The following is an 11,246-nucleotide window of genomic DNA, read 5'->3' on the forward strand; positions in this document are numbered from 1 at the left end:
TCCATGCAGGCCAGGTGGGTCACCCCGCCGCTGTCACCGCTGTAGTACACCCTTGAGCGCCACGCCCGTGTGCGAGCGGCTGGCCACGACCTGATCCGGCGTGCCGAGCGCCGCCACCTTGCCGCCGCCGGAGCCACCTTCCGGCCCCATGTCGACGATCCAGTCGGCCTCGGCGATGACGTCGAGATCGTGCTCGATCACCACCACGCTGTGGCCGCCGTCGACCAGCCGGTGCAGCACCTTGATGAGCCGCTCCACGTCGGCCATGTGCAGGCCCACGGTCGGTTCATCCAGCACGTACAGCGTGTGCGGCGCCTTCTGGCCGCGGCGGGTGATGTCGTCGCGCACCTTGCTGAGCTCGGTCACCAGCTTGATGCGCTGCGCCTCGCCGCCCGACAGCGTCGGTGAGGGCTGGCCCAGCGTGAGGTAGCCCAGGCCCACGTCCTGCAGCAGCTTCAGCGGGTGCGCGATCGACGGCATCGAGGCGAAGAACGCGACCGCCTCGTCCACCTCCATCTTCAGCACATCGCCGATGTGCTTACCGCGCCAGGTGGCCGCCAGCGTCTCGGGGTTGAAGCGCATGCCGTTGCAGGTGTCGCAGTGCACCTTCACGTCGGGCAGGAAGGCCATTTCGATGGTGCGGATGCCCTGGCCTTCGCAATCGGGGCAGCGGCCTTCGCCGGTGTTGAAGCTGAAGCGGCCCGGGCCCCAGCCGCGCGCGCGCGCTTCCAGCGTGTCGGCAAACAGCTTGCGGATCGTGTCCCAGAAGCCGATGTAGGTGGCCGGGCATGAACGTGGGGTCTTGCCGATCGGCGTCTGGTCGACTTCGAGCACGCGGTCGACGAGGCCCCAGCCGTCGATGCCTTCGCAGCCATGCCACGTGGGCCGCGTGGTGGCGCGGGCCTTCGGGGGAATGGCGACAGCGGCCTGCACGTTGGCCAGCAGCACGTCGCGCGCCAGCGTGGACTTGCCCGAGCCCGATACGCCCGTCACGGCCACCAGGCGGTGCAACGGCACCTCGACCGTGACGTGGTCAAGGTTGTGCAGCCTGGCTTTCTTCACCGTCAACAGCGGCGTGTCAGCCGCGATGGTGCGACGGGGCAGCGGCTCGCCCGCTTCGTCGCGGCGCAGCGGGTGCACCATGGGCGAGCGCAGGCAGCGGCCCGTGACCGAATCGGCCGAGGCCATGATGTCGGCCACCGTGCCCTGGGCCACCACCGTGCCGCCGCGCACGCCCGCGCCCGGGCCGATGTCGATCACGTGTTCGGCACGGCGGATGGTGTCCTCGTCGTGCTCGACGACGACGAGCGTGTTGCCTTCCTTGCCCAGCGTGTGCAGGGCATCCAGCAGCAGCTGGTTGTCGCGCGGGTGCAGGCCGATGGTGGGCTCGTCCAGCACGTAGCACACGCCCTGCAGGTTGCTGCCCAGTTGCGCCGCCAGGCGGATGCGCTGGGCCTCGCCGCCCGACAGCGTGGGCGCGGCGCGGTCCAGGCTCAGGTAGCCCAGGCCCACCTGCTCCATGAAGGCCAGGCGCGACTTGATCTCGCTGACGATGTCGCGCGCGATCGTGGCTTCGCGGCCGTCGAGCTTGAGCTTCTCGGCCCACTTGCGCGCGTCCTTCACGGCCAGCGCCGACACGTCGGCAATCGAATCGCCGCGCAGTTGCACCGCGCGCGCCACCGCGTTCAGGCGCGCACCGTGGCAGGTGCCGCATTCGACGTCTTCCACGTCCTCGACCTCGGGCTCGGCAAAGGTCTGTTCGCGGCCGCGGTTGTCGTCCTGTTGCGAGTCATCCAGCGCCAGGCGCTGCTCGCGCGTCAGCGCCAGCCCGGTGCCCACGCAATCGGGGCACCAGCCGTGCTTGCTGTTGTAGCTGAACAGGCGCGGGTCGAGCTCGGGGAAGCTGGTGCCGCAGCTCGGGCAGGCGCGCTGCGTGGAGAAAACCTTCACGCGGCCCATGTGCAGCGTCGACTTGCCCGTGGCCAGTGCATCGGCCAGGCCATCGAGTCCGGTGATCAGGTGCACCACGCCCTTGCCATGTTCCAGCGCGCTGGCCAGCAACTCGCGCAGGCGGCCTTCGTTCTCGGGCGTGACGACCACGTCGCCCACCGGCAGCTCGATGGTGTGCTCACGGTAGCGGTCGATCTTCGGGCCCTTGGCTGTGCCCCAGCCCGCGACGGGCAGGAACTCACCATCGACCCGCAGGTGCGTGAAGCCCTTGCCGGCGGCCCACTTGGCCAGCTCGGTGTAGATGCCTTTGCGGTTGACGACCAGCGGCGCCATCAGGCCGATGTGCTGGCCGCGGTGATCCCGGACCCATTGGGCGGCAATCGCCTCGGGCGTTTGTGGCAGCACCGGGATAGGATGGCCGTTGGCGTCGACACAGCAGGGGCAGTGCTGCACGCCGAGCTTGACGTACAGCAGCCGCAGGAAGTGGTGCACTTCGGTGGTGGTGCCCACGGTGGATTTGCGCCCGCCGCGCGACAGGCGCTGCTCGATGGCCACGGTGGGCGGGATGCCGTAGACCGCGTCCACCTCGGGCCGGCCGGCCGGTTGCACCAGCGAGCGCGCGTAGGCGTTAAGCGATTCCAGATACCGGCGCTGGCCCTCGTTGAACAGGATGTCGAACGCCAGCGTGGATTTGCCCGATCCCGACACGCCGGTGACCACGTTGAACTTGCCGCGTGGGATGTGGACGCTCAGGCCCTTGAGGTTGTGCTCGTGGGCATTGACCACCTCGATGGCATCGTGGCCCGGGGCCTTGGCGGCGGCCGCGCGACGTTGTTCGCGGCGTGCCTTGATCAGGGCCTGCAGTGAGACGCCGTCGTCGCTGGCGGCCAGCGCGTAGGTGGGCGTGGCTTCGGCGGCGAGCAGGGCGGTGCTGTCGTTGGCCGCGGGCACCATGACGCGGTTGGGCGAGGGCACAGCCTGTGCTGCCTCGCTGGCCGGGGCAGGCTTGCTGCGACCCTTTGCCTTGGCCGGGGTGGCGTCCTCCACAGGCTCATCCACTGAGCCGGTGCCGTCCTTCAGGCCCAACGCCTGCTCGTACTCACGCAACGCCACGGCGGTGTGGGTGCGACCGAGCTTCAGCGTTTCCGGCGCGCCGGTGGCCACGATCTGCCCGCCGGCATCGCCGCCTTCGGGGCCCAGCTCGATCAGCCAGTCGCAGGCCCGGATCACGTCCAGGTTGTGCTCGATCAGGATGATGCTGTTGCCCGCGTCCAGCAGCTTGCCGAAGGCGCGCATCAGCTTCGCGATGTCGTCGAAGTGCAGGCCGGTGGTCGGCTCGTCGAACAGGAAGAGGGTGCCCTTGCGTGCGGTGCGCTGGCCGCTCTTGCTCATCTGCGCGGCAGCCTCCACCAGGTGGCCGGCCAGTTTCAGGCGCTGCGCCTCGCCGCCCGACAGCGTCGGCACCGGCTGGCCCAGCTTCACGTAGTCCAGGCCCACATCGGCCAGCGGCTGCAGCGCACGCACCACGTCCACGTCCTGCGCGAACAGGCGCACGGCCTCGGCCACGGTCAGCTCCAGCACGTCCGAGATGCTGAGCTTCTTGTTCAGCCGCTCGATCTGCACCTCGCGCACCTCGGCGCGGAAGCGGGTTCCGTCGCAATCGGGGCAGCGCAGGTACACGTCGCTCAGGAACTGCATTTCGACGTGCTCGAAGCCCGAGCCGCCGCAGGTCGGGCAGCGGCCATTGCCCGCGTTGAAGCTGAAGGTGCCGGCGGTGTACTTGCGCTCGCGCGACAGCGGCGTGGTCGCGAACAGCGTGCGCACGGCATCGAAGGCGCCCACATAGCTGGCCGGGTTCGAGCGTGCCGTCTTGCCGATGGGCGATTGGTCGACGAAGCTCACGCCGCTGAGCCAGTCGGCGCCCAGCAGGTCGTCGTGCTCGCCGGGGCTTTCGGTGGCCAGACCAAAGTGGCGCAGCAGGGCCGGATGCAGGATGTCCTGGATCAGCGAGGACTTGCCCGAACCGCTCACGCCCGTGACGCCCACCAGCCGCTGCAGCGGGAAGTCGACATTCAGGTTCTTCAGGTTGTGCTCGCGCGCGCCCTGCAGGATCAGCCTCGGCGTGTTCTCTTCCACCGGGCGGCGCTTGCCGATGCCGATGGTGCGGCGCGCGCCCAGGTAGGCGCCGGTCAGCGTTTCGGCGCGCTTGAGCTCATCCGGTGAGCCATCGAACACGATGCGACCGCCCTGATGGCCGGGGCCGGGGCCGAGGTCGATCACCCGGTCGGCCGCCAGCATCACGGCGGGGTCGTGCTCGACCACCACCAGCGTGTTGCCCGCGTCCACCAGGCGCTGCATGGCCAGGTTGATGCGGTCCATGTCGCGCGGGTGCAGGCCGATCGAGGGCTCGTCGAGCACGAAGAGGGTGTTGACCAGCGAGGTGCCCAGCGCCGTGGTCAGGTTGATGCGTTGCACTTCGCCGCCACTTAACGTGCGGCTCTGGCGGTCGAGCGTGAGGTAGCCCAGGCCCACATCGACCAGGTACTTCAGGCGCGTGCGGATCTCGTCGAGCAGCAGGGCCAGGGCCTCGTTGTCACCCCGGTTGGCCAGCGTCACGAAGCTGAAGAAGCGCTGCAGCTGGTCGATCGGCAGCAGCATCAGGTCGTGCAGGTTCAGGCCGGGCAGGGCCTCGAAGGCCTCGCGCGGCAGCGGCAGGCCCTTGGGGCTGAAGCGCTTGCCGGGCAGCAGCACCGCGTCGGCATCGGCCTTGGAGCCCAGACGCCACAGCAGCGATTCCAGTTGCAGGCGGGCCCCGTCGCAGGTGGGGCAGGGCGTGTAGCTGCGGTACTTCGACAAGAGCACGCGGATGTGCATCTTGTACGCTTTGCTTTCCAGGTACTCGAAGAAGCGGCGGATGCCATACCACTGCTTGTTCCAGTTGCCCTTCCAGTCCGGGTCGCCTTCCAGCACCCAGTGCTTTTGCTCGGCGCTCATCTGCGACCACGCGGTGTCGCGCGGCACGCCGGCATCGCCCGCATACTTGATGAGGTCGTTCTGGCATTCGGCCCAGGCGGGCGTCTGCAGCGGCTTGATGGCGCCACCGCGCAGCGTCTTCTTCGCGTCCGGGATGACGAGGCCCCAGTCCACGCCGATGACGCGACCGAAGCCTCGGCAGGTGGGGCAGGCGCCCGCGGCCGAGTTGAACGAGAACATGCCCGGTTGTGGCGTGCTGTAGCGGCGGTGGCTGTCCGGGCAGTGCAGGCCGGCCGAGAAGCGCCACAGCTCGGGCTCGTCGTCGGTCAATGCATAGACGGTGATGTGGCCGCTGCCGCGCTTGAAGGCGACTTCCAGCGCTTCCATCACGCGGGGGCGGTCGAGGTCGGTCCCGCTCGGGTCGGCACCGATGCGGAAGCGGTCGACCACCACGTCGAGCACCAGGCGCTCGTCGGCGGCCGGGACGTCGGCCGCATCGCCCTTGGTGGCCTTCTTGGCGGCGGCTTTCTTGGCCGCTGGCTTCTTCTTGGGCGCGTCGGCGTCATCCAGGGCCGCCGCAGCTCGCGCCTGCCCGGCTGCCAGCGCTGCGGACGGGAGGCTGCTGACCTTCACCACCCGCTGCGCCTGCACGCGCGAGAAACCGCTGGCCGACAGCCACTCCTCCATCTGCTCGGTGCTGGTGTTGGCCGGCAGTTCGGCCGCGAAGGTCACGACCACGCGCCGGCCGCCCTCGCTGGCGCTGCAACGGCGCAGCAGCTCGTCGAACACCGATTGCGGCGTGTCCTCGCGCACCAGCTGGCCCGTGTCCTGGTCGAACAACTGCGCCCCCCGCGCGAACAGCAGCTTCAGGTGGTCGTTCAGCTCCGTCATCGTGCCCACCGTCGAGCGCGAGGTGCGCACCGGGTTGGTCTGGTCGATGGCAATGGCGGGTGGCACCCCGTCCACGCGGTCGACGGCGGGGCGGTCCATGCGGTCGAGGAACTGCCGCGCGTAGGCGCTGAAGGTCTCCACATACCTGCGCTGCCCTTCGGCATAGAGCGTGTCGAACACCAGCGACGACTTGCCCGAGCCGCTGGGCCCGGTCACGACCGTCAGTTCACCCGTGCGGATGTCGAGGTCGAGGTTCTTGAGGTTGTGCTGGCGGGCACCGCGAATGCGGATATCGGACATGGTGTGGGCCTGTTGGCTTGGGGGCGCAAACATTCTAGGGACCTCTCCCCTCTCCTGACCGGGGGAGGGGCATCGTCCGAAGTTCCGTGCAAGGGGGCGGAAATTGCCCCCGCGTTCATGGGGAGACAAGCGGGATATTGTCAATTGGGGGGTGGCGGAGTCCCTGCCGCTGTCTCGACAATGTCACTCATGGGGCCGATTCGGCGCCAACGAACTGTGGGAGAACTTTTCATGCGCATTGCGTCCATCATGCTGGCTGTTTCGGCCCTTTTCGCCTCTGTTTCGGCCCACGCCACTGGCGGCCACAAGCCGCCCGTCCATGATTGCAAGCCCGATTGCCTCACCACGCTCACCTTCTCCAACCTGCTGGACAAGAAGACGACGTATGTCTACAAGGACACCGACGCGGGTGGAGACGCGACAGTGACCGCCGATTCGGGCAAGCTGGTGGTGGTGGGTGGCGAACTGGGCGTGGCGACCGGCGGCCTCTTGGGCGTGCTCGATCCGCGCCTGGGCAAGGGCGAGTCCATCACCGTCTCCTTCGCGAAGACGGTTTCGCTGCTCTACTGGGACATGGACGACCTGCCTTTGGGTTCGAACAAGTTCAGCCTGTCCGTTGATGGCGCCACGCCCCTGCTGTACTCGCTCGACAGTCACACCACCGCCCCTCTGCTGACGGGCAAGTCCTTCAAGTTCGGCTACGCCGGTGACGCCTATTTCATCGACTCGCTGAAGTTCGTGTGCGAAGTGCCCGAGCCCGAAACCTACGCCCTGATGGTGGCCGGCCTGCTGACCGCCGGCGTGATGCGCCGCCGTCAGCAGCGCGGCTGAGCCGTCTCGCGCACCCGTCGCCCGGCTTTCCGGGTGACATCAGGCACACAAGCCAGCCCCCTTCCCAGGGGGCTTTTTCATTTTGTTCATCTTGACCCTCAAGAAAACCCGAATACCGCCGTAACAGAGGCCGTCGGGCGCTTGGTGCGTCCCGGCATGTCAGGGCGTCGGAAGGGCGTTCAGGGCAAAGTGAAGCCGCCCAGAGTGTTTCGCCGCCGGTGTGTGTTCCCGCCGGGTCCGGAGTCGTGCCGATGTCTGCCTGGATTGCCAACCTGCCGTTGCGGCACAAATTCGTTCTGCTGTGCCTGCTCGCCGTACTGATGGCGGGCGCGCCCACGGTGCTGGTGCTGCGCACGGCGGCGGCCAAACTGGGCGCAGTCGAGCAAGAGCGCACCGGGATGGAGCCCTCACGGGACCTGCTGGCCGTGATCAAGCTCATGCAGGAACACCGCGGCATGTCGAACGCCTTTCTGAGCGGCGATGCGAGCAAGAAGGGCGATCTGGCAGCCCGCCGCGCCGGCCTCGACAAGGCCCTGGGCGAGGCTGTGCACAGCGTGGCCACCCTCGAGCACGCACCGACTGCGGCCTCCCTCCAGGCGCTCCAGGCCGACTGGACTGCCCTGGGGGCCGACGTTGCGAAGGGCGCGCTGACCCCGCCCGAGAGCGTTCGCCGTCACACCGCCCTGGTGGTGCGCAGCCTGCTGCTGCTGGAAGACGTCGGCGCCGTCAGCGGCCTGAGCCTCGACCCCGATGCCGAGAGCTATTTCCTGATCCAGGCCGCCTTCCGTGACCTTCCCCGCCTGACCGAGCAACTCGGCCTTGCCCGGGCCCGTGGCACCGGCATGCTGGTGCGTGGCGCCAGCACGCCCGACGAGCGCCAGACGCTGCAGGCGCTGAAGAGCATGGCGTTGAGCCATGCCACCGACGCCCAGCGCAACCTGGCGCGCGCCACCGCCGCCCGCGATGGCGAGGCCGTGCCCGAATTCGTCCGGGCCACCGAGCAGGCCGAGGCGGCCGTGAAGCGCGGCATGGCCCTGGTGGACCGCGTGTCGGGCAGCGAAACCTTGCCCGACATGGCGGGCAGCGACTACTTCCAGGCCACCACCGAGGTCATCACCGCGCAGTTTGCGGTGAGCGAGCAGGCCCTGAAGCGGCTGGACACCCTCTTTGATCGCCGCATCCGCCAGGACCAGACCGGCTTGGCCCTGATCGGCGCCATCACCCTCCTGGCCCTGTCGCTGGGCGTCTGGGTGTCTGTCGCGGTGACCCGCGAGACCACCCGCACCGTTCAAGACGCCATGCAGGTGGCCCAGGCCCTGGCTGCGGGCGACCTGACCCGGACGCTGCGCAGCCGCAGTCGGGACGAGGTGGGCCAGATGGTGGACGCCATGGCGCAGGCCATCGAGCAGCTCAAGGCCACCATCTTCGGGATCAAGGCGGCCAGCGATTCCGTGGCCACCGCGTCCAGCCAGATCGCGCAGGGCAACCTCGACCTGAGCGCGCGCACCGAGAACCAGGCCTCGTCGCTGCAGCAGACGGCCTCGTCGATGGAAGAGATGTCGGCCACCGTGAAGCAGAACGCCAGCACCGCGGCCCAGGCCAACGAACTGGCCACGGCCGCCTCGCGTGAGGCGACCCAGGGCGGTGAGGTCTTCGGTCAGGTCGTGGCCAAGATGGCCGAGATCAAGCAGACCAGCACCCGCATCGCTGAAATCAACGCGGTGATCGATGGCATCGCCTTCCAGACCAACATCCTGGCGCTGAACGCGGCGGTGGAAGCGGCCCGCGCGGGCGAGCAGGGCCGTGGCTTTGCGGTCGTGGCCGGGGAGGTGCGGACGCTGGCGCAACGCAGTGCCCAGGCCGCGCGCGAGATCAAGAGCCTGATCAGCAGCAGCGTCGAGAGCGTCGAGCAGGGCTACGACCTGGCCAGCCACAGCAGCGAATCGATCGAGCGGCTGATCGGCCAGGTTCAGAAGGTGAGCCAGCTGATGGCCGAGATCGCCTCGGCCAGCGAGCAGCAGAGCCTGGGCATCGTCCAGGTCAACCAGGCCGTGTCGCTGCTGGATCAGACGACGCAGCAGAACGCCGCGCTGGTGGAAGAGTCGAGCGCCGCCGCATCCAGCCTGAGCGACCAGGCCATGCGGCTGCAGCAGGCGGTCGGCCGCTTCACGCTGGCCTGACCGCCGCGCCGAGGCTTCAGCGCACCAGCAGCACGGGCGCCTTGCAGCGCGCCAGTACCTGGTTGGTGACGGAGCCCATCACCAGGTTCATCAGGTTGCTGTGGCCGTGCGAGCCCATGATGACCAGATCGAACTTGCCCTTGTCGGCCAGCTTGGCGATGACGTCGGACGCGTGGCCCGTCTTGGCGACGTAGTTCGTCGCCATGTCGTGCTTGGCGGTGAACTTGCGGATCGGCTTGAAGATGGCCTCGGCCGTGTCGTCGTAGTACGACTTCAGCTGCTCGGGCGGGAACATCGAGGCGGCGTGCGGCGGAATCTGCGGCACCACGGTCAGCACGGTGAACTCGTGCTCGCCCGTGAGCCATTCCTCGTGCGTCGTGAGCCACGCCAGCATGCGCTTGGTGTACGAACTGCCGTCGACCGGAAGCAGGATCTTCATGGATGGAACCTCGTGTGATGAGCCTAGGGATCAGTGTCGGCACCCGCAGGCACCGCGGCGTTGACCGCCATCAAGCCGGACACGCCAGCGTGAAGTCTAGACGCTGACGCAGCACTGGTCGTCGTGGCCGTCGGCTTCGCCCTTGTAGGCGTGCCCGCGTGCGTTGCTCACCACACGGGTGACGCCACCGGCGTGGGGCACGAGGTAGTCGTGCCGGCAATGCAGATGGCCGTGCAGCCAGAGTTGCGCGCCGGCCAGCAGGTGGTCGTCGGCATTGCAGAAGCTCGCGGTGCCGGGCTGGCGGCCGTAGCGCGGATCGGCGCTGCGCAGGCTGGGGCCGAAGTGGGTGATCACCACGGTGACATCCCACGGGTCGGCCTCGGTGGGCTGTCGCGCCAGTTCGGTGGCCAGCCAGTCTCGGCAGCGCAGGCCCTCTTCGCGCACGGCGACCGGGTCGAACGGCGCGCCCCCGCGCGTGGACTGCATGACGCGGACGAAGTAGGTCGCGGCGCGCATCGCGCGGGGCCGCTCCTTCTCGCCGAAGAGATCAAAGTCGCACCAGCGGGTGGTGCCGACAAAGCGCACGCGGCGGCCGTCGGGCGCGCGCAGCACGATGGATTCACGCTCCAGCAGGCGCAGGCCGAGCTCGGTGCAGCGCGCGCGCAGGCCGCTCAGGGCCTCGTCCACATCGCGGCGGTCGAACTCGTGGTTGCCGGGCACGAACAGCACCGGCACCGGCCAGTTCTTGAAGTGCGAGAGCCCGGCCCAGGTGCTGTCGACATCGCCGGCCAGCACGAGCAGGTCGGCGCCCGGGGCGGGCCGGGGCGCGTAGACCTCGGTCTCGAGGTGCAGATCGGACAGGAGCTGGATCTTCACGGGCGTGACGGGGCCGCTGCGCACCGGCGCTGGCGGCCGGGGTGCGTCAGGTCAGTTCGCGCCGTGGCACTGCTTGTACTTGCGGCCGCTGCCGCAGGGGCAGGGGTCATTGCGGCCGACCTTGGGCTGGTCGCGCACGACGGTCTCGACCTTGGTGCGCTCCGCAATGCCGATCTGGGCCAGGTCGACCACGTCGAACACCAGCGCCTCGATGCCTTCATCGAGGTTGCGCAGCGGGTGCTCCTCGTCCAGCGCCTTCGTCATCGCGCGCTGGGTCTCGTCCTGCTCGGGCAGATGGCGCCAGATGGAGTCGAGCAGATCGGGCACGCCGGGCAGGGCGGCTTCTTCCAGCTGCGGGAAGTTGGCCAAAGCCCATTCGAAGCCGGCGGCCCAGTAGCCCAGGCCCTCCATGGCGTCCTTGCCCTCGAGCGCCTTGCCGTCTTCGTCTTCCATCATCGGCACCAGCGGGTCGAACCAGCCGTCTTCCAGGATGCCGCGCAGCATTTCGTCCTTGCGCCGCGTGATCAGCGTGATCAGGCGGTTGTGCTGGGCCTCGCTCCAGCCTTCGATGCCGCCCTCGGGCATGCCTTCGGTGCCGAAGATCGGGGGCAGCCACTGCTCGGGTTCGAGCATCACCGGCTGCACCAGCACACCGGCCAGGTAGCCGTCGAGGATCACCGCATCCACGGTTTCATACGGGGCCGGCACGGCAGCCAGCAGCTCGTCGATCTCGTTGATCTCGGCGTCGGTCAGCGGAGGCGGGGTCTTCATCTTGGTTCAGTCCGGTGCGGTGTCAAACCCGCATT

Annotated in this window: 6 protein-coding genes; 2 read left to right on the forward strand and 4 right to left on the reverse strand. The window is 68.6% G+C overall.

From position 1 onward, the window contains the following. Positions 1 to 33: 33 nt before the first annotated feature. A complete protein-coding gene (locus tag DEH84_RS19350) occupies positions 34 to 6,114 on the reverse strand; it encodes an excinuclease ABC subunit UvrA (RefSeq protein WP_245932662.1) in 6,081 nt (2,026 codons plus the stop codon). A 231-nt stretch (positions 6,115 to 6,345) separates the two neighbouring features. On the opposite strand from DEH84_RS19350, the gene DEH84_RS02500 reads away from it, so the two are divergent. Further along, positions 6,346 to 6,945 carry a PEP-CTERM sorting domain-containing protein gene (locus DEH84_RS02500; protein ID WP_159098817.1) on the forward strand — a complete coding sequence of 200 codons (600 nt, stop codon included), beginning with the start codon at positions 6,346 to 6,348 and terminating at the stop codon, positions 6,943 to 6,945. Between the two features lie 251 nt (positions 6,946 to 7,196). Beyond that, positions 7,197 to 9,125, forward strand: coding sequence for a methyl-accepting chemotaxis protein (locus DEH84_RS02505; RefSeq protein WP_109034475.1), 1,929 nt, complete (start codon positions 7,197 to 7,199; stop codon positions 9,123 to 9,125). Between the two features lie 16 nt (positions 9,126 to 9,141). On the opposite strand, the gene DEH84_RS02510 is transcribed toward DEH84_RS02505, so the two are convergent. The 3 genes from DEH84_RS02510 to DEH84_RS02520 form a co-directional block, all read right to left on the reverse strand. Beyond that, complete coding sequence (locus DEH84_RS02510) at positions 9,142 to 9,564, reverse strand: universal stress protein (protein WP_109034478.1); 423 nt, start codon at positions 9,562 to 9,564, stop codon at positions 9,142 to 9,144. A gap of 96 nt (positions 9,565 to 9,660) precedes the next feature. Next, positions 9,661 to 10,440 carry a metallophosphoesterase gene (locus DEH84_RS02515; RefSeq protein ID WP_109038166.1) on the reverse strand — a complete coding sequence of 260 codons (780 nt, stop codon included), beginning with the start codon at positions 10,438 to 10,440 and terminating at the stop codon, positions 9,661 to 9,663. 51 nt (positions 10,441 to 10,491) lie between these two features. Then, the gene (locus DEH84_RS02520) at positions 10,492 to 11,211 is read right to left on the reverse strand and encodes a UPF0149 family protein (RefSeq protein ID WP_109034480.1); all 720 of its coding nucleotides are present in this window, start codon (positions 11,209 to 11,211) and stop codon (positions 10,492 to 10,494) included. Positions 11,212 to 11,246: the final 35 nt, after the last annotated feature.

Source organism: Aquabacterium olei (assembly GCF_003100395.1).
Lineage (GTDB): Bacteria > Pseudomonadota > Gammaproteobacteria > Burkholderiales > Burkholderiaceae_C > Aquabacterium > Aquabacterium olei.

Excerpts from the sequence above, each read along its gene's own strand:
- DEH84_RS02510 (WP_109034478.1), bottom strand. The coding sequence starts at position 9,564 with ATGAAGATCCTGCTTCCGGTCGACGGCAGTTCGTACACCAAGCGCATG.
- DEH84_RS19350 (WP_245932662.1), bottom strand. The coding sequence starts at position 6,114 with ATGTCCGATATCCGCATTCGCGGTGCCCGCCAGCACAACCTCAAGAAC.
- DEH84_RS02520 (WP_109034480.1), bottom strand. The coding sequence starts at position 11,211 with ATGAAGACCCCGCCTCCGCTGACCGACGCCGAGATCAACGAGATCGAC.
- DEH84_RS02505 (WP_109034475.1), top strand. The coding sequence starts at position 7,197 with ATGTCTGCCTGGATTGCCAACCTGCCGTTGCGGCACAAATTCGTTCTG.
- DEH84_RS02500 (WP_159098817.1), top strand. The coding sequence starts at position 6,346 with ATGCGCATTGCGTCCATCATGCTGGCTGTTTCGGCCCTTTTCGCCTCT.